19 protein-coding genes are annotated in these 25,590 nt (G+C 71.7%); 7 read left to right on the plus strand and 12 right to left on the minus strand.

Going from position 1 to position 25,590, the window contains the following annotated elements:
• Positions 1-54: 54 nt before the first annotated feature.
• Positions 55-936, minus strand: coding sequence for a hypothetical protein (locus WMF42_RS02020; RefSeq protein ID WP_061608368.1), 882 nt, complete (start codon positions 934-936; stop codon positions 55-57).
• 326 nt (positions 937-1,262) lie between these two features.
• Positions 1,263-4,658: a maltose alpha-D-glucosyltransferase gene (treS, locus tag WMF42_RS02025; RefSeq protein WP_437689924.1), complete on the minus strand. Its 3,396-nt coding sequence runs from the start codon at positions 4,656-4,658 to the stop codon at positions 1,263-1,265.
• Between the two features lie 409 nt (positions 4,659-5,067).
• On the opposite strand from treS, the gene WMF42_RS02030 reads away from it, so the two are divergent.
• The gene (locus tag WMF42_RS02030; protein WP_061608370.1) at positions 5,068-5,670 is read left to right on the plus strand and encodes a hypothetical protein; all 603 of its coding nucleotides are present in this window, start codon (positions 5,068-5,070) and stop codon (positions 5,668-5,670) included.
• A 178-nt stretch (positions 5,671-5,848) separates the two neighbouring features.
• Positions 5,849-7,447 (plus strand): serine/threonine-protein kinase, encoded by a 1,599-nt coding sequence (locus WMF42_RS02035; RefSeq protein ID WP_061608371.1) that lies wholly within the window; start codon positions 5,849-5,851, stop codon positions 7,445-7,447.
• A gap of 11 nt (positions 7,448-7,458) precedes the next feature.
• On the opposite strand, the gene gspC is transcribed toward WMF42_RS02035, so the two are convergent.
• From gspC to WMF42_RS02050, 3 genes are all read right to left on the minus strand, one after another.
• On the minus strand, positions 7,459-8,400 hold the full coding sequence (gene gspC / locus WMF42_RS02040) for a type II secretion system protein GspC (protein WP_437689925.1): 942 nt from the start codon (positions 8,398-8,400) through the stop codon (positions 7,459-7,461).
• A gap of 334 nt (positions 8,401-8,734) precedes the next feature.
• The gene (locus WMF42_RS02045; protein WP_437689926.1) at positions 8,735-10,528 is read right to left on the minus strand and encodes a cytochrome b N-terminal domain-containing protein; all 1,794 of its coding nucleotides are present in this window, start codon (positions 10,526-10,528) and stop codon (positions 8,735-8,737) included.
• On the minus strand, positions 10,525-11,112 hold the full coding sequence (locus WMF42_RS02050) for a ubiquinol-cytochrome c reductase iron-sulfur subunit (RefSeq protein WP_233561495.1): 588 nt from the start codon (positions 11,110-11,112) through the stop codon (positions 10,525-10,527). The genes WMF42_RS02045 and WMF42_RS02050 overlap by 4 nt, the downstream gene beginning before the upstream one ends.
• A gap of 278 nt (positions 11,113-11,390) precedes the next feature.
• On the opposite strand from WMF42_RS02050, the gene WMF42_RS02055 reads away from it, so the two are divergent.
• Entirely contained in the window at positions 11,391-13,715 is a 2,325-nt protein-coding gene (locus tag WMF42_RS02055) for a BamA/TamA family outer membrane protein (protein WP_437689927.1), read from the plus strand.
• A gap of 94 nt (positions 13,716-13,809) precedes the next feature.
• On the opposite strand, the gene WMF42_RS02060 is transcribed toward WMF42_RS02055, so the two are convergent.
• From WMF42_RS02060 to WMF42_RS02080, 5 genes are all read right to left on the minus strand, one after another.
• Complete coding sequence (locus tag WMF42_RS02060) at positions 13,810-14,163, minus strand: hypothetical protein (protein WP_155798405.1); 354 nt, start codon at positions 14,161-14,163, stop codon at positions 13,810-13,812.
• Positions 14,164-14,344: 181 nt separating this feature from the next.
• Positions 14,345-16,717, minus strand: a complete 2,373-nt coding sequence (locus WMF42_RS02065) for a (Fe-S)-binding protein (protein ID WP_437689928.1) — start codon at positions 16,715-16,717, stop codon at positions 14,345-14,347.
• Between the two features lie 264 nt (positions 16,718-16,981).
• On the minus strand, positions 16,982-17,701 hold the full coding sequence (locus tag WMF42_RS02070; protein WP_437689929.1) for a hypothetical protein: 720 nt from the start codon (positions 17,699-17,701) through the stop codon (positions 16,982-16,984).
• Positions 17,702-17,714: 13 nt separating this feature from the next.
• Complete coding sequence (locus WMF42_RS02075) at positions 17,715-18,551, minus strand: TrmH family RNA methyltransferase (protein WP_437689930.1); 837 nt, start codon at positions 18,549-18,551, stop codon at positions 17,715-17,717.
• A 173-nt stretch (positions 18,552-18,724) separates the two neighbouring features.
• On the minus strand, positions 18,725-19,252 hold the full coding sequence (locus WMF42_RS02080) for an ureidoglycolate lyase (RefSeq protein WP_063815922.1): 528 nt from the start codon (positions 19,250-19,252) through the stop codon (positions 18,725-18,727).
• Between the two features lie 240 nt (positions 19,253-19,492).
• Between WMF42_RS02080 and WMF42_RS02085 the strand changes: the two genes are divergently transcribed.
• From WMF42_RS02085 to WMF42_RS02100, 4 genes are all read left to right on the plus strand, one after another.
• Complete coding sequence (locus WMF42_RS02085; protein WP_233562282.1) at positions 19,493-20,077, plus strand: LemA family protein; 585 nt, start codon at positions 19,493-19,495, stop codon at positions 20,075-20,077.
• Between the two features lie 14 nt (positions 20,078-20,091).
• A complete protein-coding gene (locus WMF42_RS02090; protein WP_437689931.1) occupies positions 20,092-20,880 on the plus strand; it encodes a TPM domain-containing protein in 789 nt (262 codons plus the stop codon).
• A gap of 358 nt (positions 20,881-21,238) precedes the next feature.
• Positions 21,239-22,450, plus strand: a complete 1,212-nt coding sequence (locus WMF42_RS02095) for a thiolase family protein (RefSeq protein ID WP_437689932.1) — start codon at positions 21,239-21,241, stop codon at positions 22,448-22,450.
• A gap of 125 nt (positions 22,451-22,575) precedes the next feature.
• Positions 22,576-23,145: a peptidylprolyl isomerase gene (locus WMF42_RS02100; protein ID WP_061611216.1), complete on the plus strand. Its 570-nt coding sequence runs from the start codon at positions 22,576-22,578 to the stop codon at positions 23,143-23,145.
• A 194-nt stretch (positions 23,146-23,339) separates the two neighbouring features.
• Here the strand turns inward: WMF42_RS02100 and WMF42_RS02105 are convergent, their stop codons facing one another.
• Positions 23,340-24,413: a hypothetical protein gene (locus WMF42_RS02105; RefSeq protein WP_061611215.1), complete on the minus strand. Its 1,074-nt coding sequence runs from the start codon at positions 24,411-24,413 to the stop codon at positions 23,340-23,342.
• A gap of 164 nt (positions 24,414-24,577) precedes the next feature.
• Positions 24,578-25,534, minus strand: coding sequence for a CHAD domain-containing protein (locus WMF42_RS02110; protein WP_437689933.1), 957 nt, complete (start codon positions 25,532-25,534; stop codon positions 24,578-24,580).
• Between the last annotated feature and the right edge of the window lie 56 nt (positions 25,535-25,590).

Genomic DNA, 25,590 nt, shown 5'->3' on the forward strand with positions numbered 1-25,590 from the left:
GCAACCTCGGCGTCCGACGGGCGGCCCCCGCCGCACCCCCGCGATCCGGGGCGATCACCACACCCCCCGCACCGTGATGCCGCTGGCGGACGCCGTGACCTCGGCGCGTTGCTGCGTGAAGAGCGCGAAGCCGAGCGTGCCGGCTGCGAGCAGGCCGCCCGTGATGAAGCTGGCCGTGCCGAGCTCGCGCGCCGTGAACATCGTGTTCTCGTAGTCGGCGGCCTTCTTGCATTCCGGCGCGATGAGGCGAAGGCAGTTGTTGCCTCCGACGCTCCGCGCGGTCTCGTCCCGGTTCACTTCCGCGTCGTGCGCCACGACCATCAGCACGCCGCCGAGCGCCAGGAAGAGCGCCGAGCCCGCGATGCCCCCGGCGATGACGCCGGTCCTCAGCCCCGAGCTGGGCGGCGCGCTCGCCGGCGCCGGGCCCCTCGTCACCGTGGGTTTGAGCGCAGGGGCCGTCAGATCGAGCCGCACCTCGCGGACCTCTCCGCGGCGGACATCGATGTCGACCCGGACGGCGGCGGCGCCGTTCACCGTCGCGGCGATGGAGTGGTGTCCCGGGTTGACGGGGATGAGCTTGTCGCGCTCGACCGTGACCGGCTCGCCGTCGATGGTGCAGGAGGCCCCGGCGGGGACGAGGAGGCGGATCTCGCCCACGAGCTGCCGCGCGCGGGCCAGGTCGAACAGGCGCGACTCGTACAGCTCACGCTCCTCCGGCGTGCTCGGCGGCCGCATGATCTCCTTGCAGAGCGACAGCCAGCGCACCGCAGCGGGCGCGTCGCCGATCCGGTAAGAGAGCGCCCCGATGTTGCAGGCAGCGACCTGCGAGCGATCCATCCTCCATATCGCCTCCCACAGCTCGCGGGACTCCGCGAAGCGGCCCTCTGCTTGCGTGGCGTTCGCCTGGACGCGCAGGCGGGTCACCGCGTCTTCCACGGGCTCTTTTGTGGGCTCGGCGCGACCGATGGATGAGAAAATCAGGAGAGCGATAGCAATGCACGGTCCCGGGCCGAGGTGCGATATCCTGCTCACTGGGTAGGACCTCCTGGCCCGAGGTTCATGTCAACCGCGCTCCCGGGGCTCTCTTCGGCGGCGCAGGCCGATAGCCTACCAGAGGTGGCCGCCGGACGACTCGACTCTTCGTCTGCCGAGCGGGCCAATGGCTCCACGCCAGGGCATGAACGCCACGCCTCAGGCGCGCCCGCGTTGGGCGGCGCCTGAGACGGTTCTGATCGAAGAATGGGGAAAGGGGGAGCGTATAATTACGCCTTGGGCGCAATCAGATGCTCGAGCCCGCGCAGCGGGATGTCCAGCCACTCAGGCCGGTTGTTGAGCTCGTAGCCGAGCTCGTAGATGCACTTTTCGAGCATGTAAAAGTCGAGCAGGAGCACCGTGTCGGTGTCGCTCGCGGGCACGTACGGCCCCGTCTCGTCGGTCCGCACCTCGGCGGCCGCCTGGGCGCGCGCGATCGTCTCCAGGTATCCCGCGAGGTAGCTCGCGGAGATCCAGGCCACCCAGGCCTCGGTCCACGGCTTGAGGACGGCGACGTCCTCCGGCCGGAGGCGAGCGTCCCGGAGCGCCGAGGCGCCGGCGTAGTCGAACGAGCGCAGCATCCCGGACACGTCCCGGAGCGGGCCGCGCTTGTAGCGGCGCTCGCTCAGCGGCCTCGCCGGCTCCCCCTCGAAATCGATCAGGATGAAGTCATCGCCCGTCGAGAGCACCTGGCCGAGGTGGAAGTCGCCGTGCGTCCGGATGCGGGTGACGTCGAACTTCCTCGACACGATCTGCTGGAGCTTCGCGTTGATCTCGGCCTCGCGCTGCAGCATCGCCGACACCTGCTCCCGCACGTTCTCGGGGAGCGAGCGCTCGCGCTTCCTCAGCAGCGCGAAGGTGCGCGCGAGCATGCCGTGCGCCGACTGGAAGATCGACTGCTGGTGCAGCGTCGTGAACGACTGCCGCCCGAACGAGGGGTCCTTGCTCTCCTTGCCGAGCGTGAGGTGGAGCTGCGCGGTGCGCTCGCCGAGCAGCCGCATCCTCACGAGCTCGGTGCCCATGAGCTGGTTCACGATCGGCGGCGGCACCGTGCGCGACGCGTCGACCAGCGTGCCGGTCGGCATGGGCGGCGCGCCGCCCTTCACCGACTCCTCATCGGCGAGCACCCGCTCGAAGAAGCGGTTCAGCGACTCGAGCGTGCTCGACCACGCGTCGCTCTGGCTCTGCACGTACTCCTGGAGCATCGCCACCGTGGTCGCCTCGCGACCGCGGGCCTGGTACTCGATCGCGCCGGCGAGCCGCGGCGTGGACGGGAACTGATGCTCGGTCAGGTACCTGCCGATCTCGAGCTCCGGGTTGATGCCCTCCTCGACCTGCCGGAAGATCTTGAGGAGCAGCTTGTCGCCGTAAATGATGGTCGTGTTGCTCTGCTCGCTCTCGGCGATGCGCGCCGGGAGCTCTCCCTCGGCGCCGAGCGCCTCGAGGGTCGTCCCGAGCGGCAGCGCGTGGAGCTCGCCGGCGGCGCCCGCCGCGACGCCCTGCGACCGGATCGCGGCGAGCACCAGCGCGGCGAACTCCGGGGTCGCGAGCGCGTCGTACAGGACGCCCTCCGGCGCGGCCGCGCTCTCCGCGTCCGGATCGCGCACCGTGACGTCCGCGATCACCGCGTGGCGCGTGCGCGTCGAGAGCTCCCGCGCGCGATCGCTCGTCGCGAAGCCGACCGGCACGACGTACGTCTCCGGCGAGCCGTCCGTGTACTCGACGCGCACGAGCAGGATGAAGTGCTGCGCCGCGCCCCGCTCGTCGAGCGCCATCGGGATCACGTCCGCGAGCGTCGTGGAGCGCCGGGTGCGCGCCTTGCCGCGGAACCAGCGGCGCGCCGCGATGTACTTGCCGATCGCCGGCTCGAGCGCCCTGCGGCCATCGGGGGAGAGGAGCGCCTGCCACGTGCCCCTCGTCGAGATCGCGGGCGCCGCCTGGCCCTCGCCCGTGGGCACCGCCGCGACCGCCGGCTCCAGCGCGAACCAGTAGAAGTCGTGCGGCCCGAGCGACAGGGAGTAGCCGCGGCTCGTGATCTCCGGGAAGCGGCTCCTGCCGAACAGCTCGACGGGCACCATGCCCGCGAAGCGCGCGAGGTCGAGCTCGACGTGCTGCGCGTAGCGCGAGAGGTTCGCCACGACGAGGAGCCGCTCGTCCCCGTGCGCGCGGACGAACGCGAGCACCTTGCTGTTGTCCGGGTGCAGGAACTCGATCGTCCCGCGGCCGAGCACCTTGTTCTGCTTGCGCAGGGTGATGAGCCGCTTCATCCACCAGAGGAGCGAGGCGGAGTTCTGCTGCTGCGCCTCGACGTTGATCGCCTCGTAGTGGTACTCGGGATCGATGATGATCGGCAGGTACAGCTTCTGCGGGTTCGCCCTGGAGAAGCCGGCGTTCCGGTCGGCGCTCCACTGCATCGGCGTGCGCACGCCGTCGCGGTCGCCGAGATAGATGTTGTCTCCCATCCCGATCTCGTCGCCGTAGTAGAGGACGGGCGTCCCCGGCAGCGAGAAGAGCAGCGCGTTCATCAGCTCGATCCTGCGCCGCGTCTTCATGAGCGGGGCGAGCCGGCGGCGGATGCCCAGGTTGATGCGCGCTGTGTGCTCCTGCGCGTAGACGCGGTACATGTAGTCCCGGTCCTCGTCGGTCACCATCTCGAGCGTCAGCTCGTCGTGGTTCCGGAGGAACGTCGCCCACTGACAGCTCTCGTGGACCACGGGCGTCTGCTTCAGGATGTTCACGATCGGGAAGCTGTCCTCGAGCTCCACCGCCATGAACATCCTGGGCATGAGCGGGAAGTGGAAGTTCATGTGGCACTCGTCGCCGTTGCCGAAGTACGCGGCGGCGTCGGCGGGCCACTGGTTGGCCTCGGCGAGGAGCATGCGATCGGAGAAATTCGCGTCGATGTGGCGCCTGAGCTTCTGCAGGAACTCGTGCGTCTCCGGCAGGTTCTCGCAGTTCGTCCCGTCGCGCTCGTAGAGGTACGGCACGGCGTCGAGCCGGAGCCCGTCCACGCCCATCTCCAGCCAGAAGTCGACCACCTTGAACACGGCCGCGTGCACGTCCGGGTTCTCGAAGTTGAGGTCGGGCTGGTGGGAGTAGAAGCGGTGCCAGTAGTAGGCGTTGGCCACCGGATCCCAGGCCCAGTTCGACGTCTCGAAATCCTTGAAGATGATCCGGGCGTCCTTGTAGCGGTGGGGCGTGTCGCTCCACACGTAGAAGTCGCGCCAGCGCGAGCCCTTGGGGGAGGTCCGCGCTCGCTGGAACCACTCGTGCTCGTTCGAGGTGTGGTTCAGGACGAGCTCGGTGATGACGCGGATGTCGCGGCGGTGCGCCTCGCGCAGCAGGCGGGCGAACTCGCGCCGGGTGCCGTAAGAGGGGTTGATGTTGGTGTAGTCCGCGATGTCGTATCCACCGTCGCGCAGCGGCGAGGGGTAAAAAGGCAGGAGCCAGATCGCGGTGACGCCCAGATCTTGAAGGTAATCTAGCTTCTCAATAAGCCCCTCGAAGTCGCCGATGCCGTCGGCGTTCGAGTCGCTGAACGCGCGGACATGGAGCTCATAGATGATCGCGTCCTTGTACCAGAGGGCGTTGCCTTCAGCGGGAGGGGGCTTCTGATCCTGGCTCATGGCTGCTCCGACGGGTGCGCTATCCGCGCTGACGACGCCGGGCGCAAAAGACACAGCGGCACAGACCTCAGGCGGCGTGAGCCGCCGCCGAGCCAGGAGAGGCCAGGAGGCAAGGCACGCTGGGAGGTCCACCACTGGGCGCGCACTGCCGTCCCACGCAGGTGACGCGGAACACGTGTATAATTTAACTACTTGGAATTGCAAGACCGCGCTGGACCGACCTCGGATAGCACGTAGGGCGCGGGGCGCAAAGCGGCGCGGCGGCCGCCGGCGGCCTCAGCGATGCCGTGCGCTGTCGAGATCGCTGCTTCGTGAGCTCGACCCACACGTCGAACCGCAGCCGGTGTAAGAAGCGCTGGCACCTCGTTCTGTGATCGGGCGAGCTCATGCCCATCGAAGGAGCATTCTCATGCTGCGTGTCTTCCACGTACTCCCGCTCTGCCTCGCCGCGCTCGGAGCGCTCGCGTGCTCGTCGACGCCCGAGCCGACGACGGACCCGACCAACCCGTGCCCGCCCGGCCAGTGGTGCGCCGCGGCCATGCCGACGGCGACCGCGACCGCGGTGCCCACGACCACGGCCACCGCCGCACCCGCCGGCACCGCCGCCACGCCGGTCCCGCCGGTCGCCGCGGTGGCCGCCACGCCGATCCTCCAGGGGATGGGCACGACCGAGGCCCCGGGGATGAAGGCGGACGGCGGGCCGTTCGCAGGGCAGTTCCAGGAGGGCCAGACGCTCGAGCAGGAGATCAACATCTCGGCTGGCAAGTGCTACACGGTCGTGGGCATCGGCATCGGGGTCCAGGAGCTCGACATCCAGCTCGTCTCGCAGCCGGCGCCCGCGCTGCCGCCCGTCGTGCTCGCGCAGGACAGCACCACCGGCGCCGCGGCGACGCTCGGCGGAAAGGCCTCCGGCTGCTGGAAGAACCCGCTGCCGATCGGCGGCCCGGGCAAGGTGATCCTCAGGGCGACGAAGGGCGCGGGCATCGCGGCCGCGCAGGTCTTCTCCAAGTAAACCTGCGTCAACCTGCTCCCGCGTGCGGCGGCTCCGTGGCGCGCGCGGGAGCGACGGCGGCGCTGTGGCGCACGCGGGAGCGACGGCGGCGCCGTGCCGCGCGCTATGCTTCCTGTTTCCGCCGTCTGCCTCTTCCCCTAAGGGCAGGCGAACGCGTCCTTGTGCCGCGCGCAATGCCATGAGCGAGACGATCTTCCTCGGCCCCGAGGCCAGCTGCGCGTGTGTGACGCCGCGGGCTTGGTTGTCGCCCCGGCTCCCGCCGGACCTCGAGGAGCAGGCGGTGCGGCGCGTCGCGTGGATGTCGCTCTGCACGCTCGTCGTGGGTGCCTTCGGCTTCATCGTGTCGGAGCTCTTCCCGAGCCTCCGGCTCGGCCCCCACACGATCCGCTTCGCGGTCTACCTGCCGTTCATGCTCGTCTCGGCCGCGCTCTTCGTCGTCGCGCGGAAGAGGCTCCTCTCTCCGCCGCGGATCGTCGACCTCTCGTTCGCCTACAAGATCCTGGGCGCCGCCTCGCTCGCCGTGGTCACGAACGCGCAGCCGTGGCCGGAGGGGCCGATGCTGCCGGGCTGGTCGCCGGTGGCCATCTGGGTGCTGATGTTCCCCATCATCGTCCCGGCCCCGAGCGTGCGCACGCTGCTCACCTCGACGCTGGCGATCCTCACCGAGCCGGCGTTCCTGTGGGTGCTCGTCCAGTCGGGGTTCATGGAGCTGCCCTCGCGCGACGCGATGCTCCGTCGCTTCTTCCCGAGCGTCATCGCCCTGGCGCTCTCGGTGCTCGTGTCGCGCGTCGTCTTCGGGCTCGGGCGCAAGCTCGACGCGGCGCGGGAGCTCGGCAGCTACCGCCTCGTCGAGCGGCTCGGCGGCGGCGGCATGGGCGAGGTGTGGCGGGCCAAGCACCGGATGCTCGCGCGCCCGGCCGCCGTGAAGCTGATCCGCCCGGAGGCGTTCCTGGGCGCCGCGGCGACCTACAGCACAGCGAAGCTGCGGTTCGAGCGCGAGGCGCAGGCGACCGCGGCGCTCCGATCGCCGCACACGATCGGCATCTTCGATTTCGGCGTCGCCCGGGACGGGTCGTTCTACTACGTGATGGAGCTGCTCGACGGCATGGACCTCGACACGCTCGTCAAGCTGGACGGCCCGCAGCCGCCAGCGCGGGTGGTCCACCTGCTCCGGCAGGCCTGCCACTCGCTCCACGAGGCGCACAAGGCCTTCCTCGTGCACCGCGACATCAAGCCGGCGAACCTCTTTCTGTGCCGCTACGGCGCGGATCTCGACTTCCTGAAGGTGCTCGACTTCGGGCTGGTGGCCGAGCGCCGGAAGGACGCGGCCCCCTCGACGCTGACGGCGGACAACGCGATCACCGGGACGCCCGCGTTCATGGCGCCGGAGGTCGTGGTCGGCGACCGCCCGATCGACGGCCGGACCGACATCTACGCGCTCGGATGCGTCGCGTACTGGCTGCTCACGGGCGCGCTCGTGTTCGAGGCCGACACGGCCATGAAGACCGTGCTGCTCCACGCGACCGAGGCGCCCGTCGCGCCGTCGAAGCGGGCGGCGCGCGCGATCCCGCCGGCGCTCGACCGGCTCGTGCTCGACTGCCTCGAGAAGGACCCGGCAAAGCGGCCGCAGTCGGCGCACGAGCTGTCCGAGCGGCTCGCCGCGCTGCGCATGGAGGCCGCGTGGACCGAGCAGCACGCGGCGGCGTGGTGGGAGTCGGTCGCGCCGCCGTCGCTCGCGAATCGCCCGGCGAAAGCGGCCGTCGACGCGTTCGGCTGAGCGCCGCGCCGTCAGCGGACGTCGACGTCGATGGTCATGAGCTGGCCGCCGCGCTCGATCGCGATGGACAGGTGGCTCGCGGCCCTGAGCCGCGCGTAGGCCTCCAGCGCCTCCTGCGGGTCTGTGACGTCGAGCCCGTTGATCGACCTCAGCGAGTCCCCGGTCTCCAGCCCGAGCGTCTCGAGCAGCGAGCCGCGCCTGAGCCTGAGCTTCTGTCCGACGATCGGGCCTCCCGGCCGCTCCGGGGTCGCCCGGGCGGAGCGCGTGAGGAGCGCCTGCTGCTCGAGGATCCGGTCGACCACCGCCCGGTCGACGTGGATCTCCGCGGCGCTCACGGGCTGGATGCGCGCGGCGATCTCGGGCGGGATCGAGCTCAGGCTGGCGTCGCCGCCGACCGGCCTGGCCTGCGGCCGGGGCCGCGGCTCCGGCGCCTCCTCGACCCTGGCTTTCCCGAGCCGCATCTGACAGCGCGCGCCGCCTGCGGTGAGCCAGACGCGGTCCCAGGCGATGCGCGCGAGCGTGCCTCCCGGCGTGCGGCCGCCGAGACGCTGGATCTGCGTCCGCCCGTCGGGGCCCTCGATCGCCGCGAACGACCACGCGGCGTCGTCCGACGCTGCGATGAGCACCACGCGCCCGGCCTCGCAGATCGGGTCGCGCCACGGATCGTCGCTCCTCCCCGCATCGCCGGGCGCGCGCGCCTCGGGAGCGCCGCCCGGCCGCGGGAGGAGCGGCCCCGTCGCCGAGTCGAACGGGTTGCGCTGCAGGATCGCTTCGGCGCTCGTCGCGTGCAGGCCGTCGTGAGGCGCCCGGCGGGGGACAGGCGGCGCGGGAGCGCTCCTTCCGTCTCTGTCCGGGATGATCTCGCTCCCGACCGGGCGCGAGACCCCGGCCGCCTGAAAATAGAAGGCGGACGCGATCAGCGTGCCCGCGATCCACGGGAAGTGATGCTTCACAGCCGCATCCAGGTCCACGGGTCCTGCTCTTTCTGGGACGCGCGCGCTGCCGTCCTCGAGGCGAGCGCCGCGCGCACGCCGGCGTGGAGACGACCGTGCACGATGTCGCCACTGGCTCGCTCCCCCGGGCCGAGCAGCACCGCGCGTGCCCGGCTCGCGCGCGCTGGCGTGCGCCGAGCGCCGCCCCGCGCGGGCGCACGCCAGCGCGCGCGCCTCGACCCGAACGGATCAGCGCGCGCCGTCGCGCGCCGCGCCGACGTTCATCGAGGGGGTGTTCGAGACGGGGAGGAGGAGGAGGAAGGCCCGGGACGGCGTCGGCCCGCGCGCGGCTCGCTCAGGGCTTCTTCTCGGGCGCCTTGGCGGCGGCCGTCTTCGCGGACTCGCCGCGTCCGCGGCGGTACACCCAGGCGGCGAGGAGCTTCCGGTCGTTCGCGGAGATCTTGTCCTCGAACGCCGGCATGTGGCCCTCGAGGTCCTTCGACATCGCCGCCGGCGGGTAGGCCTTGCCGCTGCCGGGGTTCGTGATCTGCGCCTCGATCCACGCGACCGAGGCCCAGCCGCGGAGCTCGGGCGCGGCCGACTCATCGTCGTCGGTCTTGCCGTCGAGCCGGTGGCAGCTCGTGCACCGCTGCCGGACCAGCTTCTCGCCCGGCGTCCCGGTGCCGGGCTCCCCGCGCGCCTGCGCCTCCAGGAACGCGACGATCGTCTCCTGGTCGGCCTCGCTCATCGGCGTGAACACCTTCGCCGCCTCGGGATCCGCGGGCGGCTTGGACACCGACGGCATCATCTCCTTGAACGCCGTCTTGCCGAAGAGGTGGTCGGCGTCCGGATCCCTCAGCACCTCGAGCGCCCAGGCCTTCGTCCCGAACCCGGTGAGGTCCGGCGCCGTCTGCTTCTCCTTGGGCGGCCCGAGATCGTTGAGCCGGTGGCAGCTCGCGCACTCCTTCTTGTAGAGGTCCTCGCCGCGCGTCTCCGGATCGTTCCGGAGCATCGCGAGCGCGCCCTCGGGCGGGACGCCCTGCTTGAACAGCACCATCGCGCGCGCGCTCCGCTCGGCGTTCTGCGCCTGCGAGCGCTGGTAGCCCTCGTCCTTCGCGTCGGACGCGAACGACTTGCCCAGGAGGCCGACGGCCCCGAGGCCGATCAGGAACAGCGGCGCGAGCGCCGGCAGGCGGGAGCGGAGCGGGCCGGGCTTCCGGTCGATGAACGGGAGCAGCGCGAGGTAGAGCCCGATCACCCCCGGCACGCCGACTGTCGCGATGAGCTCCAGCTTGCCGGGGAAGAACTTGCGCAGCTCGAAGAGCGGGCGGAAGTACCACGCCGGGCGCGCGTTGTAGTCGCTGACCGGGTCCGCGGGCGCCTCCAGCGGGGCGCCGTGCTCGATGGCCGCGAGATCGAAGAGGACGACAAGCACGAGCGCCGTGGCCAGCAGGATCATGCCGAGCTGCTTCGGGTAGAACCGATCCGCCTTCCGGAGATCGGCGCCGTACGGCGCGCCGAAGCCGTGCTTGCGGAACAGCGCGAAGCTCGCGGCGAGCAGCAAGGCCATGACCGCCGGCAGCACGAAGACGTGCAGGCTGTAGAGCCGCGTCACGGTCATGTGACCGAGCGACGCCCCGCCGACGACGAGCTCCTGCGTGAGCGGTCCGACGACGGGGACCGCGCCCATGATGCCCGTCTCGACGCGCGCCCCCCAGTAGCCGTCCTGGTCCCACGGGAGCGGGTTGCCCGAGAAGGTGAACCCGAGGATCACCCCGAGCAGGCCGAGCTTCAGGAACCAGTTGACCTCGCGCGGGGCGCGGTACGCCCCGTGGATCGCGATTTGCCCCACGTGGATCGCGATCAGGATGACCAGCGCCTGCGCCCCGAAGTAGTGGAGGCCCCGGATGAGCCAGCCGGCGCGCAGGGTGAAATTGATGTGCGCGACGCTCGCCCACGCCGTTGTCGCGCTCGGCGCGTACGCCGACATGAGGAGCGCGCCCGTGACGACCTCGACAAGCAGCAGCAGCGCGAGCGCGCCTCCCCAGACGTAACCGATGCGCGCGCCGCCGGGGATCGGCTCGTCGAGCAAGCGGCGGATCGGCTCGCGGTGCCCGATGCGTTCGTTCAGCCAGTCGCCGAGGCTCACCCTGCAATCTCCTGGAGCTCGGCGGTCCCGTCACGGTAGCGCCGGAAGTCAACCTCGACCCAGCCGTCCACGACCCGCGTGGCGAGCGGATCCATGGGCCGCGGGGACGGACCCGTCTCGGGCACGCCCGACAGGGCGAAGCGCGACGAATGGCACGGACAGTTGAAGCTCTTCTTGTCGTCGTTGAGCTCGACGCCGCAGCCGAGGTGCGGGCACGTTGCGCTCATCGCGCGGATCTTCTCGCCCTCCCGGATGACCCAGATCGCGCCGAGCATCTGATCCTTCGCGACAGTGAAGGCGTCGCGCTCCTCGCCGACCACCTTGAGGCGCCGCGGCTCGTCCGGCGGCAGGTCCGCGAGGCGACCGACCCGGACCCAGCGCTCGCGCCCGCCCGCGGAGCCCGCGTTGCCGGCGGCGGAGCCGCTGAGGAAGCTCGCGGCCGGGGCGGCGAGCGCGCCCGCGTAGGCCAGGCCGCCGATCGCCACGAGCGCCTTCAGGGCGCCGCGCCGCTCCTCGGGGGGCGGGGCTCCGATCGGCGCGCTGGCGCTCGCGGACACCCCGGGCGCCCCGGGTTCGTTCGGCAATCCATATCCGAGGTACCCACCGGCACCAGGTTCCTTTTGCGTCGGCTCTGCCATCTCGTAGGCTCTCCCTCGCTCGTGCCGCTCTCCGAGCGCCCCACTCAGACTCGGAGCGGACCCTCGGCGGCCGGAGCGGACGGCAGCATATCGAAAATACAGGCGTAACGTTGAATCCTCGCCATCGCGCACACCGGGGCGATCGCACCGCCGCCGGCACAACCGAAAGTTACCTTTCAGGTGTCCAGGCCCCGTTCGCGCGATCCGTCGCCTGCGCGCTCGTCGTGTCCGCCGCGCTCGGGGCGTCCGCCTGCGCGACGCGTCAGCCGCCGGCGTGCACGCGCCCGGACCTCAGCGGGTGCGCCATCGAGGACGTTTCCTTCGAGGGCGGCGAGGTGATCAGCGGCGATGAGTTCGCCGACCGCATCGCGACGGCGGAGAGCTCGCACCTGCTCGGCGGCGCGTTCGAGCGCGTGCCGATCCTGAGCATCTGGGACGCGCTGACGGTCGAGTACGAGCGGTTCGACCGGTTCGTCCTCGAGCGGGACATGGCCCGCATCGAGCGGTACTACCGGGCGCGCGGGTTCTACAACGCGCGTGCGCGCGCGGCGCGGGTGCAGCGCATGGGCGGCCCTGGCAAGGAGGGGCGCGTCCAGGTGCGCATCGTCGTCTCCGAGGGAGATCCGGTGAAGGTCGCGTCCGTGGATCTCCAGTGGCGGGACTGGACGCTGGAGAAGGGGAGGGACATCGCCCGGCCGGTGACCGAGGCGAAGAACCAGCTCAAGATCGGCGAGCGCCTCGACGAGGACCAGTACGAGCAGCTCAAGAAGTCGCTGCTCCGGGTCCTCACCGATCGCGGCTTCGCCTACGCGACCGTCGAGGGGCACGTCGACGTGGACCTCGTGAAGAACGAGGCGCGGGTCCGCTACACGATCGAGCTCGGCCCCGAGTGCACGTTCGGCAAGGTGAACCTGAAGGGGCTCGGCGAGCTCCCGGAGGCGCCCGTCCGGACGGCGATCGGCATCGAGGAGGGCGAGCGGTTCTCGACCTCGGTGCTCGCGGACGCCGAGCAGGCGCTCGCCGACTTCGGCGTGTTCGGCGCCGTGGCGGTGAAGCCCGAGCTCGCGCCGCCCGGGCAGCCGAGGAGCCCGGTCGTCCCCGTGACCTTCTCCGTGGAGCCGGCCGCGCTGCGCGCCGTGCGGCTCGGCGGCGGTGCCGAGGTCGGCTCGCGCGTCGAGGCGCACCTCGTCGCCGGGTGGGAGGACCGCAACTTCCTTGGCGGCCTGCGCCGCTTCAACATCGAGGCCCGGCCCGGGCTTGTCTTTTATCCGGTGGAGTTCTCGACGCTTTTCGGCAGCGAGCTGAAGGACGACTTCCGCGTCCTGCCGGAGATCCAGCTCCGGTCCGAGCTCCGCCAGCCCGGGGCGTTCGAGCGCCGCACGGCCGCGGTGCTGCGGGGCTCGTTCAAGCTCTATTGCCCGCAGACAGGCGAGTTCTGCACCAAGCCGGACCGGCCCGAGGAGAAAGAGGGTGAGTCAGGAAGTCCTGCAAATCCCCCTCCGGAAGAGCCGGAGCACTCGATCGTCGGTTACCGCGAGTACGTCGGATCCATCGGGCTGGAGCGGCCTTTTCTGAAATCGGACCTGAACGCTTCCCTGCTCTACAACGTTCAGCTCAACAGCCCGTTCACCTACAACGCGGCGCCGCTGCCGGTGGGCTTCGGGACCATCTTCATCCCCTATCTCCAGGCGACGGTGTCCTACGATCGCCGCCTGAACCGGGCGGGGAAGCCCGACAGGCTCACCCCTCACCACGGCTATTACGTCGCGCTCGACGCTCAGCTCGCCGGCTACCTGGCGGCGGACACCGCGCTGGCCAGGACCCTCGTCGGCCCGACAGCCGTCAACGCGAAGAGATTCCACGAAGCCCGCGATATCCGCCTGCAGCCCGAGTTTCGCGCCTACCTCCCGGTGTCGAGGAGATGGACCCTGGGCTTCCGCATGATGACCGGGTGGCTGTTCCCGACCAACGCGGACCTCCAGTACGGCGAGGCGTCCTTTGACCCGACCCGGTGTCACACCAGCGCGAGCAACGAAGAGCGGGCGAGGTGCGGGGCCGACCTCCAGCTCATGCAGTTCCGCGGGTTCTTCAGCGGCGGCGCCACGAGCAACCGTGGATACGGATTCAACGAGGTCGGCCCGCACGCGCGCGTGCCGTCTCCCACGGCGACGGAGGACACGGACATCGAGAAGGCCCCGCTCGTCCCGATCGGCGGTCGGCTGCTCTGGGAGGCGAGCCTCGAGCTCCGGATCCCGCTCGGGGAGAGCTTCGGCACCGTGATCTTCGCCGACGCGGGCGACGTCACCCGCGAGCTCAGCCTGTTCCGCTCCGGGGCGCAGCGGCCGCACATCTCGGCCGGCGTCGGCCTGCGCTACACGACGCCGGTCGGCCCGCTGCGCTTCGACGTCGGCTACCGCGTCCCGTGCCTGCAGGTGTTCGGCAAGTGCACGCCCGGGGAGGAAGACTGGCCCGAGGACGAGCGGGTCCCGGAGGCGCTGTTCGACGTGCTGCCCATCGCCGTGAACCTGGCGATCGGCGAGGCGTTCTGACGTGACGCTGACGTGATGACGGGGTGCTGAGGTGGAGCACAAGCCGCCGGGCGGCGGCGCGGCCCGCGCCTCTCGGCGGGCCGCGGGAGCGGGCTCAGCCCTCTTCTTCCTCGACGTTCCACGCGGACAGCGCGGTCATCCCGATGGCGACAGCGCAGCCGCCGCACAGGGCGGGCTCCTCGAACCGGAGCTCCTCGCCGCGCGACCACATGTAGAGGCCGCGCCCGGCGGGCTCCCCCTCGATGGCCGTGTCGCACACGTCGCAGCGGAGCTCCGTTGCGCCCGAGGTTGCCTGGCGCGCGCGCAGCGCGTTGTCGGCGACGGCGTCGATCGAGATGCAGATCGGATGAGTCAATGTCCCCGTGAGCCGGAAATCCGCGTTCGCGGTCCCCTCCGGTGCAGGGCGGGGATCCAGGTTCGCAGTCCCCTTCAGAGCGCCTTCAATCACATCCACCTCCGGCGGCAGGGCCGAATCTAGCTCAGGCCGAGACGGGACGCACGAGAAGGCTGCTCCTGATCTCCGTCAGGCTTGCTCCAGGGCGTAAATGTGGGGAAGCACGGGGGATCGTGCGCCATGAACCTCACGGCGCGGCGATCTCCCGTGCGCTGTCAACGGAATTTGAAGGGATCTAGGCGCTGGCGGACGCGGCCGTATCAGCGGCCTCTTGCGAGGCGGCCGCGCGGCTGCCGGCCGGGCGATCGAGGGCGCAGCTCTCTTCGAGCAGCTCGACCACGTCGAGCTGGCGGATCGAGTCCTCCTTGGACTGATCCTTGAGGCCGTCGGTGATCATCGTCTGGCAGAACGGGCAGGCTGTCGCGATCGTCTTCGCCTCGGTCTGGAGGAGCTGCAGCGTCCGCTTGACGTTCATGCGGTCCTTGTTCTGCTCCTCCATCCACATCTGCGCGCCGCCGGCGCCACAGCAGAGGCCCTTCTGCCGGTTCCACCCCTCGGCCTCGACGAGCTGCACGCCGGGGATGCTCTTCAGGATGTCGCGCGGCTGCTCGTACACGTCGTTGTAGCGGCCGAGGTAGCAGGAGTCGTGGAAGACGACCTTGCCCTGGACCGGCTTCTTCGGGACGAGCTTCTTCTCGGCGACCAGGCCGAGCAGGAAGTCGGTGTGGTGCACGACCTCGAACTTCGCGCCGAAGTCGGGGTACTCGTTGGCGAGCGTGTTGAAGCAGTGGGGGCAGGTCGTGATGATCTTCCGGATGCCGCCCTGCTCCTTGTAGCCGTTCAGGGTCGCGGCGTTCTGCTCGGCGAGCATCGCGAAGAGGTACTCGTTGCCCGCGCGGCGCGCCGGATCGCCGGTGCACGTCTCCTCCTGGCCGAGGATCGCGAAGTCGACGCCGGCGGCCTTCAGGAGCCTGGCGGTCGCGCGCGCGATCTTCTTCGCGCGGTCGTCGTAGCTCGCCGCGCAGCCGACCCAGTAGAGCACGGGCGCCTGCGGCTTCTCGGCCATGGAGGGGATCTCGAGCCCCTCGGCCCAGTTGCCGCGGTCGATGCGCGCGAGGTTCCAGGGGTTGCCGTTGACCTCCATCGCGTTGAACGGGTTCCCGAGCTCGGCGGGGAACTCGCCCTTCACGAGGACGAGGTGGCGGCGCATGGAGACGATCTTGTCGACGTAGCTGATCATCACCGGGCACTGCTCCTCGCAGGCGCGGCACGTCGTGCAGGCCCAGAGCACGTCCGGATGGACGACGTTCGCCACGAGGTCGACGGGCTTGTACGCGGCCTCGGGGGTCGGGACCGGGTTCTCCGGCGACGCCTGCTCCGCGTGCTCGGAGCCCTCCTTCGCCTCGGCGCCCTCGCCGTCCGTCGCCCCCGCCCCGTCGCCGGCGTGCCCGTTCGCCTGGGCCGCGTGGCCGTCGGCGAGCCCCCTCGGGCCGCCCGGCCTGTTGATGAACTCGCTCTCACGGCCGTACAGGTGGTCGCGCAGGTCGAGCGTGAGCTGCTTGGGGCTCAGCATCTTGCCCGTCTTGTGGGCCGGGCAGTTGTCGGTGCAGCGGCCGCACTCGGTGCACGTGTAGAAGTCGAGGATCGCCTTCCAGGTGAAGTCTTCGATGCGGCCCACGCCGACAGGGGCGGCCTTCTCGGGCTCCTCGGCGGCCTTCATGACCATCTCGCCGATCGCCTCGGCGCTGCCCGCGACGAGCGGCAGCCGGCCGCGCGGGTCGAGGTCGCGCGTGAAGACGTTCGGGATCGACGTGATGATGTGGAAGTGCTTCGAGTGCGGCAGCAGGTTCAGGAACACGAGCACCAGCGTGACGTGCGTCCAGAAGCCGATGTGCGCGAGGACGACGAGCGTCCCCGGGCTGGCGCCGCCCACGAGGACGCCGAACAAGGACCCCGCCGGGGCGGGGAACAGGTGCCAGCGGAGCGCCGCCGGGTCCGCGGGGACGCCCGCGAACGGCGCCGTCACCGTCGCGATGCGCTCGCAGAGCGCCGCGTCGCCGGGGCCGCACGTCATCGTCGACCACCTGTGGTGCAGCGCCATCGCGGCGCCGTCATAGAGCATGTCGCTCACCATCATCGTGACGATGATGCCGAGGATGAGGAGCCCCTCGCCGGAGAGGGTCATGCGCCGCTCGCGCTTGATCGCCCGGTAGTAGATGAACACGAGCGCGCCGGCGACGACCAGCGTCGCCATGACGTCCTTCACGAACTCGTAGATGCCACCGAGCGGCACCGCGCCGATGCCCGGCAGCCGCACGGGCTCGTGCCCCAGGATCCAGAGGTCGAACGCCGGGTCGAAGCCGCGGCCCCAGAGGATCATCGTCCGGAGCAGGAGAACGAGGAATCCGAAGAAGATGAGCTTATGCGCCAGCCCGGCGAGCGGGTAGTAACCCATCTTCCGCTGGCGGAAGGCGTACTCCCAGGTGCCCCTGAGGCGCTCGGCGATCCGATCGAGCCGGCTTTCCCCGCGCCCGACCTTGAGGAGCTGCCAGCGCCGGTTGGCGCTCCACGCAAAGGCGGCGAAGAGGCCGACGAGCAATGTGAGCATCCACGTGGGATTCATTCGCGGGACATCTCCGGGTGTAAAATGGCCATGTCTTTTAAGGTGGGGGAGCGGCGGACGTCAACCGCGCGGCGGCCATGAAACGCGCGCGGAGAGCGCGCGGTGTGACCACGAGGCGCGCGCCTCGTGGTCGTGGTCTCGCGCGGTCGCCGTCGGGCGGCGTGGAGGGTTCCCGCAAGGGCGGATAGGCCGCTGCGCGAGGGACGCGTGGTCGCGTCGTGACCGCGGGAGGCGCGCGTCGCCAGAGGCTCAGAGCGTGAACTCGACGCTCTTCTCCTCGGTCGCTGCGGAGGGCGACAGGTCGAGCACCATGCTGTACGAGCGCTGGCCGATCCGCGCGCTCAGGCGGACGCGGATCGGGGCGGTCGCGTCGTTCAGCTTGTCGAGCCGCACGACGACGCGGTAGCGGCCGCGGGCCGGCTCGCCCTCGGTGAGGAAGACGTTCTCCACGTTCTGCTCCTGGCACTCGCCGCTCACGCGCGGGCAGTCGCGGTCCTTCATGAGGCCGCTCGCGGTCGGCTCCCCGACACGGGCGAGCTCTCCCGTCGGGTCATAGACGTTGAGATCGACGTCGGCCTCGGGCTCCTCCCAGGCGATCGTGAACTGGAGGATCCCGGTGTGGAGCCCGCACCCCTCGTCGATCACGCCGTTGCAGTTGTTGTCGTGCGCGTCGAAGCAGAGCTCGACCCCCGTCGGCGTGCAGGCGACCTCGAGCCCGACGCCCTCCGAGACCTTGAGGTCCTTCGGCTCGAGGGGCGGCCTGGGCGGGGGCGGCGGCACCTCGATGCAGCCTGCGAGCAGCAGGGCGAACGGGGCCGCCGCGCGCGGGAGGAGGGCGAGCGCCGCGCGCAGGCCGCCGAGCGCCGCGCGGGCCGCGGCGAGGCGCGCGCGGAGGCCGCGGGGGGCCGGCGGGGGCGGGGCGGCGCCGCGGGCGCGGCGATCGCGCCGCGGAGGACCGGAGAATCGCATGGGGAGCCGCATGCTATCCACCTTCGGGCTCCTGCGGGGCGCCGGCGCTGCGCTCTCCGGCCGCGGGATTCGCAGGCGGTCGGCGCGGCCTGGGGCCGCGCGGCTCCGGGGGCGGAGGGGGCGGCCCCCCGAGCGGCGCGGGCAGGTGCATGCCCCGCGCGGCCAGGATCTCCGCGGCGTGGGGCACGGTGAGCACCAGCGCGCGGGCGTAGAGCTTGATCCGGTGGGGCTCGGGCAGGTCGCCGGGGCGGCCGCTCGTCGCGTGCTCGAGCAGGATCGCCGCGGTGACGCTCACGTTGAGGCTCTCCGCGAAGCCGCGCATCGGGACGCGCACGGCGTGGGCGCAGGCGGCGGCGAGGTCGGGGCGGATGCCGTCGCGCTCGTTGCCGAGCACCAGCGCGAGGCGCGGGATGCTCGAGAGATCGCGCGGGGTGAGATCGCCGTCCGGGTGGGTCGCCACGAGCTCGTGCCCGGAGGCGCGGAGGTCGGCCACCGCGGCCTCGGCGCTCGGGTGCGTGTGCACGTCGACCCAGCGCTCGGAGCCGCGCGCGACGGTGTTCGAGACGAGGAACGGCTCGGCCCGCTCGATGATGTGCAGCCGCTGCAGGCCGAACGCGTCGCACGAGCGGAGCACGGCGGCCCCGTTGTGCGGATCGTGCGGCGCGTCCATGGCCACGGTGACCGCGTCGAGCCGCGCCGCGATGACCCCGCGCAGCCGCGCGCTGCGCTCGCTCGTGACGAACTCCTCGAGGATGCGGGCGACGGCGGCTACATCGAGGACATCGAGCGCGGCGAGCAGCCTTCGCTGCTCCTGCGCGACGAACGAGCAGTTGGGGGTCGAGCGGCGCATGAGGGGTCGGGGCCCCTCTATAGCGCGGCGCGCGCCCGGAGGCTGCGGCGCAGCGCGCGGGGCGGCGCGGGCGGGCGCGCGCGCCCTCGGCCGCCGCCGCGATCCCGCCTGCGGCGCTGGCCTCGGCCGCCGCGCCCCGCTGGACCGGCGGCGGCGCGGGAGAGGTCCGGGGATCAGGGGTCGATCGCGATCGCTACCTGCTCGGCCTCGCCGTACTCGACCACGGCGCAGTCGCCGGGAGATCCGTCTTCCCAGACCAGACAGACGAAGTCGATCTCGGCGTCGAGCGCGATCATCGGGTGGTGCCACACGCCGGGGCGATACGTCACGCCCTGGGCGCCGTGCGCGATGAAGGCGGCGAGCGTCCCGAGGTCGGGCCGGTCGCCGCCCAGGGCGACCACGACGAGGTAGCGGCGCGCGGTCATCGGCACGAACGCCTGCGTCGAGCCGGGGTGCTTCTCCAGCAGGGCGATCGGGAGCGGGAACGTCGTCCGCGGGGCGCAGCGGAACACGGAGACGTTCAGCGCGGCGTGCCCGGGACGGAGGTCCTCGATCTCGGCGAGACGGTCGAAGCGGAGGGCGGTCCCCTGGTTGGCCGGCCTGCCCGGCTGTCCGTGCGGTGAGGCCATGAGGACATCGCCGTAGGGCGCATACGCTGCGGGGCTGAGCGGGTGAGCGGCGATGCGCGGGCGGTCGTTCATCGGGCCGTCGACTGTGGCGGTGCGCCACGCATGTGGCCCCCGCGCAGGGGCGGCCGGAGCGCGAGCGAGGGGCGACAGGGTACCACGTCGCCGGCGGGCCGCGCCGATCAGCGCCCGCGGACGCCACGAGGCCGCGGTCTTGCATGGCGAGAATCCACGCCTACCCGGGCGGTAAAGAAAGCGACCGTGGAGCCAGTCATGCGGATTGTTCACCCTTTGACGTTTCGGAAGCGCCTGGCAGTGGTCCCCGTTTTCCTGGCGGTGCTCGCCCTCATCGCGTCGGTGATGGGCTGCCAGCGCTACGATGTGCTCGTGGAGAAGGATCAGATCGCGGCCCAGAAATGGTCGGATCTCGAGGCGAACCTCCAGCGGCGCTACGACCTCGTCCCGAACCTGGTGGCGGTCGTGAAGGCGTCGGCCAAGCACGAGGAGCAGACGCTGGCGAGCGTCGCCGAGGCGCGCGCCCGCGCCACCAGCATCCAGCTCAACGCCGAGGACCTGACCGATCCCGAGAAGGTGCAGGCCTTCCAGAAGGCGCAGGAGCAGCTCAGCGGCTCGCTCTCACGGCTCCTCGTCGTGCAGGAGCAATATCCGGATCTCAAGGCGAGCCAGGGCTTCCACAGCCTCCAGGTCCAGCTCGAGGGCATCGAGAACCGGATCCTCCGGGCGCGCGAGGAGTACAACCAGGCGGCGCGCGAGTACAACGCGGAGCTCCTGAAGATCCGCGGCCAGGTGGTGAACAAGGCCACGGGGCAGCCGTTCAAGCCGCGCGTGTACTTCACCGCCTCTCCCGAGGTCCAGACGGCGCCCAAGGTCTCGTTCTGATGAAGGAGGCGGCGATGCGCCCGGTTGTCTCGAGCGGAGCGCGGCTGCGGGCCGTTGTCAGGGCCGTCGCGGCCGCTGTCGCGCTTGTCTGCGCGCTCGTCGCCCGGCCCGCCCTGGCCGACTTCAAGCCGCCGGCGCTCACCGGGCACGTCGTCGACACGGCGGGGCGGCTCGACCCGGTCGACGTCCGCGCTCTGGACGCGAAGCTCGACCGCATCCGCCGCCAGACCGGGTTCGAGATCGTCGCCTTCGTGGCCGGATCGCTCGAAGGGGAGACGATCGAGGATGTCGCCTACGAGGCCTTCAACGCGTGGCAGCTCGGCCAGCGCGGGGCCGACAACGGCGTCCTGCTCGTGATCGCCCCGTCCGAGCGGCGCGTCCGGATCGAGACGGGCAAGGGCGTGGGCGGAGCGCTCACGGATCTCCAGTCGAACGACATCATCCGGCAGACGATCAGCCCGCTGCTCCAGCAGGACCGATTCCGCGACGCCATCGACCAGGGGACGACCGAGATCGCCCGGGCGCTGATCGCCGGGACGCCCGAGGAGGAACGGCGACCGGCCCCTGGCACGCAACCGGCGCCCGCCCCAGCGTCGCCGATCAAGGTCGGCATCACGGTCATCGCCGTGGTGGCGGGGCTCCTGCTCGCGCTCATCTCGCCCGGCTTCCGCTGGTTCCTCTGGTTCGCCCTGCAGGCGATCCTCTTCCGGGGCGGCGGCGGAGGCCGCGGCGGCGGTGGATCCGGGTTCGGCGGCGGCGGCGGCGGTCGCTCGGGCGGCGGCGGGTCGAGCGGCAGCTACTGAGCCGGCACGGGCTCGATCAATTCACGGCGTACAGAGCGGATCGGCCGCCCGGTCGCTGTCGACGTCGGCTTCCCGTCGAACGAACCTGGCGCGCCGGATCGATCCTCTCGGCTGCTGCCGTCTCTGGAGCTCGGCGGGTGAAGCGTCGGGGGGATACCGGACGGCCGGGAGGTTCGAGGTAGGGAGTTGTCCGCCTGCTCGCGAGCGCGGGCCGCGCAGCGGCGTCCAGCTCGGCGCGAACCGGCGGGCGGGCGCGACCCGAGCTCGCGATCGACGCGCGCGGGAACGGAGGCGGCGCCGAGGTCGTGCTCACGCGATCTTCGACGGCGCCTTCACCAGGCAAAGCTACGATCGCTCCATGGCTGTTGCTCTCCGCCCTGTCTTCGTTGTGGACGCTGTCCGGACCCCGATCGCCCGTTACGCCGGCGCCCTGGCGATGGTCCGCCCCGACGACCTCGCGGCGCTCGTCCTCGACGCGCTCGTGCGCCGCCATCCCTCGCTCGCGCCGCGCCTCGACCAGGTCGTCCTCGGCGCGACGAACCAGGCCGGAGAGGACAACCGCAACGTCGCGCGCATGGCCGCGCTGCTCGCCGGGCTCCCGTACGAGGTCCCGGGCGTGACGGTGAACCGCCTCTGCGGCTCGGGGCTCGAGGCGGTGGCCGACGCCGCGCGCATGATCGCCACCGGCGAGGCCGACTGCGCGATCGCTGGCGGCGTCGAGAGCATGACGCGCGCGCCGTTCTCGATGCCCAAGCAGGCCGAGCGGTTCGACCGGAGCGCGCCGGCCGTCTACGACACGACCCTCGGCTGGCGCTACCCGAACCCGAGGATGGGCGCGCGGTTCGAGCTCCAGTCGATGGGGGAGACCGCCGAGAACGTGGCCAAGAAGCACGGCATCAGCCGCGAGGAGCAGGACCGGTTCGCGCTGCTGTCCCACGAGCGCGCCACGCTCGCCTGGGAGTCGGGCGGCTTCGCCGCCGAGGTGGTCCCCGTCCCCGTCCCGCAGAAGAAGGGCGATCCCTTCCTGTTCGAGCGCGACGAGTCCGTGCGCGCCGACGCCTCGCTCGAGGCGCTGGCGAAGCTCAAGCCGGCCTTCCGCGACGGCGGGTCCGTCACGGCGGGCAACTCGTCGCCGCTCAACGACGGCGCCGCCGCCCTCTTGCTCGCCTCGAGCGACGCCGTCCAGGCCGCCGGCGCGACGCCGCTCGCGCGCGTCATCGCGACCGCGACCGCGGGGGTGGATCCGAACCTGATGGGGGAGGGGCCGATCCCTGCGGTGAAGAAGCTCCTCCAGCGGGCCGGGCTGCGCGTGCCCAACGTGGATCTGTTCGAGCTCAACGAGGCGTTCGCCGCGCAGGCGCTCGCGTGCTCTCGGGCGCTGGAGCTCGATCCGGCGCGCGTGAACGTGCGCGGCGGATCGATCGCGCTCGGACACCCGATCGGCTGCTCGGGCGCGCGCATCGCCTGCACGCTCGTGCATGCGATGCGCGCGCGCGGCGCCAAGGTCGGGGTCGCCTCGCTGTGCATCGGCGTGGGCCAGGGCATCGCGACGCTCTTCGAGCGCGCCTGAGGCAAATTCGCCCCTCTTCCGCGGCGCGAGATGCGCTAAGACCGCCGCACAAGAACGCAGCGAGGAGGGCCCTCCTCCTTCGGCTGACGTCGCCGCCCCGGCGGCAAGGAAGAGGAGAAGGCCCGATGCAATTCCCCCCGATCAACGTGCCCGGCACCGGCGAGCTGCACGCCCGACTGAAGACCTCGCTCGGCGACATCGTCGTCAGGCTCGAGGAGCAGCGCGCGCCCAACACCGTCAAGAACTTCGTCGGCCTCGCCACGGGCACCATCAAGTGGACGGATCCGAAGACCGGCGAGGCCATGCAGGGCGCGCCCTGTTACGACGGCATCCGCTTTCACCGCGTCATCTCGGGCTTCATGATCCAGTGCGGCGATCCGCTCTCGCGCCACCCGGACATGGCGGCGCGCTGGGGCACCGGCGGCCCGGGCTACAAGTTCGAGGACGAGTTCAACCCCGCGCTGCGGCACGACGGCCCCGGCGTCCTCTCCATGGCGAACTCCGGCAAGAACACGAACGGCGCGCAGTGGTTCATCACCGAGGGGCCCACGCCGCACCTCGACAACCGGCACTCGGTGTTCGGCAAGGTCGTGAGTGGACTCGACGTCGTCAACCGCATCGCCAACGTGGCGACCACGCGCGATCGGCCGAACCAGGACGTCGTCCTCGAGCGCGTCGAGATCTTCCGGCAGTAGCGCCGTCGAGCGCCGCGCGACGGCGCGCGGCGTCGCGCGACGCGGCCAGCCCCGTCGACGGATGGCGGCTGGCGAGCGAGGGCGAGACGCAGGAGGAATGCGGTAAGTAGGGAAGAAGATTCATCTTTCTTCCGGAACGCCCGCCCTCCTGCGCCATCCCGGACGGGCCGGGAGGCGCGCCGCGCTGCGCCCGCTCAGCGGGCGCAGCAGACGGTGATCCTGTCCTCGCCTTCCTCGATCTCCCCCCTGGGCTCGCCGCCGCGCGGCCGGCAGCTGCCGGCTCCGGTCACCTCGATCCTCACCGATGTGGCGGGGGGCGGATCGTCGACGCAGCCCCCGTCGAACGGCACTGTCTCGACCGGCGTCCGGCAGCCGTTCCTCTCGAAGAGCGTCAGCGTCGCTGCGCAGCTCACGCCGCTCGCGTCGCACGTGCACCGCGTGCAGCCGCGCTCGTCGATCACGGAGCTCGCGAACACGTGTCGCTCGCCGAATTCCTCGGGGCAGCGCCGCTCCCCCTCGCGCCAGATGCAGGCGCCCTGCTCGAACGGCGCGTCGATCTCGCGCGGGGCGCAGGCCTCGCCTGCCGAGCAGCCGCCGGCGTCCGGCCCGGGCGCACACACGACGCCCTCGGTGCCGAAGCGCGGCGGCGGCAACGTCGCCTCGCCGCCCGACGCGGCGCACGTCGCCGAATCCACGGGCGCTTCGCCGCTGTAGCTGCCCGGCCGGAAGTCACTGCCGAGGTTGATGCAGTCCGTCGATTGCACCGGCAGCGTCACGTTCGCCCCGCCACACCCGTCGTCCCCGTACACCGTGACCGCCGGCGTCTCGCACGCGACGTCCGGCGCGCCGCACGCGCACGGGCTGCAGGTCGCCGGCTCGTCGACGGGATCGCGGCCGCCCACGTCCACGCGCGTGGGGAAGCCCGCGGGGCAGTCGACGTCCGCCGCTGCGCGGCCCGCGTACAGGATGCCGGGCCCCTGCCAGCCCTCGGGGACGGCGACGCAGGTGAACCCGCTGCAGTCGTCGTCGGCGCAGTCGACCTCGCCGTCGCGGTCGTCATCGTCGCCGTTCAGGCATTGCTCGGCGCCGCCTGCGCCGCTGCCCGTTGTCGCCGCGGTCGTCGTCGCCTGACCGCCGCCGGCCCCGCCGGAGCTCCCGGACGAGCCCGGGGAGGGCAAGGGGTTGAACTGATCGAAGTCCTGGGTGCAGGCGCTCGCGGCGAGGAGAGCGACGAGCGCGGTGACGCTGGGGAAGGCAGAGCGGCGCAACACGACCTCCGGGATCGGCGAGCTTCGCCTCGGAAAAGAAGCCCTGACGACGGTATCACGAACCGCCTGCCCTCATGGCGGGCTCCGCGGCCGAGGAGCCTCCGTGCCCGTCCGCGGCCTCCTTGCTGCGGCGCTCCGTGCTGCGCTGCGCGCCCCGCGCTGCGTCACCCGGGCGGGGGCGCGGGCGGCTCGTCCGGCCAGAGCGCGGCGAGCGTCTGGAGCTCGTGCGTGAGCTCCTCGGTCGCCTTGTGGGCGAGCCGCGCCCTCTCTGCGCCGAGCGCGTCGGTGACGGCCGCGCGCTCGTCGGGCGACAGCCCCTCGGCGTCCCTCATCTGCGCGAGCGCCTCGTCGACGTCGTGGAGCTGGCCGAGGCGGCGCTGGAGCCGCGACGCGGACTTGGCCGTGCGCTCGGCGCGCTCGCCGAAGAGCGGGGAGAACGTCTCGGCGGAGTAGCGCAGCCGCTTGAAGCGGATCCGGAGCGCGTGCATGGCCGCGCCGTCGCCCGGATCGGCCGCCGCGAGCGCGCGCACGTCGTCGAGGGCGTCGCCGATCGCTCGTCGCGCGAGCGCCTCGGCGCCGCGCCGCTTCGCCTTCTTCTTGCGCGAGACGCGCCGCTCGAGCCGCGCGAGGTACTTCTCCAGCCGAAGCCGCTTGCCCGGCGCCGGCGCGTCGGCCTGCGTCGCGCCCGCGTCGCCCGGCGCCGGCGCGTCGGCCGGCGTCGCGCCCGCGTCGCCCGGGCGGTCCCGCCGGAGCAGCTCGACGATGTGCGCGCGCGCCTCGTGCTCCCGGCGCGATCGCCGCTGGACCCATGCGCCGACGGCGGCCCGCGCCTCGTCGCCCAGATCGAGCGCGGTGAGCGTCTCGCGCAGCACCTCCTCGTCGCGCAGCGTGCCGGTCGCCCGCGCGAACTCCCGGAGCCCGTCGGCGATGGGCCGGAGGCGCCGCTTGCCGTAGATGCGCCGCGCGGGCTTGAGCAGCGTCCGCAGCCGGCGGAGCGAGACGCGGAAGTCGTGCACCGCCTCGGCGTCCGGCTCGGCGCCCTCGCCCTGCGCGCTGGTGGCGACGACGCGCCGCGCGTCGGCGCGGACGCGGTCGATGCAGGAGAGCAGCGCCGGACGCAAAAAGTCAGCGGCGGAGCGCTTCGCGCCGCCCTCGCCTTCGCCGCCTCCCGGTGGCG

The organism is Sorangium sp. So ce176, from assembly GCF_051519835.1.
Lineage (GTDB): Bacteria > Myxococcota_A > Polyangia > Polyangiales > Polyangiaceae > Sorangium > Sorangium cellulosum_G.

What these genes read in the sequence shown, in the direction of transcription:
- treS (WP_437689924.1), bottom strand. Translation starts at nt 4,658, where the DNA reads ATGAGCCAGGATCAGAAGCCCCCTCCCGCTGAAGGCAACGCCCTCTGG.
- WMF42_RS02030 (WP_061608370.1), top strand. Translation starts at nt 5,068, where the DNA reads ATGCTGCGTGTCTTCCACGTACTCCCGCTCTGCCTCGCCGCGCTCGGA.
- WMF42_RS02035 (WP_061608371.1), top strand. Translation starts at nt 5,849, where the DNA reads ATGAGCGAGACGATCTTCCTCGGCCCCGAGGCCAGCTGCGCGTGTGTG.
- WMF42_RS02065 (WP_437689928.1), bottom strand. Translation starts at nt 16,717, where the DNA reads ATGCTCACATTGCTCGTCGGCCTCTTCGCCGCCTTTGCGTGGAGCGCC.
- WMF42_RS02070 (WP_437689929.1), bottom strand. Translation starts at nt 17,701, where the DNA reads ATGCGATTCTCCGGTCCTCCGCGGCGCGATCGCCGCGCCCGCGGCGCC.
- WMF42_RS02075 (WP_437689930.1), bottom strand. Translation starts at nt 18,551, where the DNA reads ATGCGCCGCTCGACCCCCAACTGCTCGTTCGTCGCGCAGGAGCAGCGA.
- WMF42_RS02080 (WP_063815922.1), bottom strand. Translation starts at nt 19,252, where the DNA reads ATGAACGACCGCCCGCGCATCGCCGCTCACCCGCTCAGCCCCGCAGCG.
- WMF42_RS02090 (WP_437689931.1), top strand. Translation starts at nt 20,092, where the DNA reads ATGCGCCCGGTTGTCTCGAGCGGAGCGCGGCTGCGGGCCGTTGTCAGG.
- WMF42_RS02095 (WP_437689932.1), top strand. Translation starts at nt 21,239, where the DNA reads ATGGCTGTTGCTCTCCGCCCTGTCTTCGTTGTGGACGCTGTCCGGACC.
- WMF42_RS02100 (WP_061611216.1), top strand. Translation starts at nt 22,576, where the DNA reads ATGCAATTCCCCCCGATCAACGTGCCCGGCACCGGCGAGCTGCACGCC.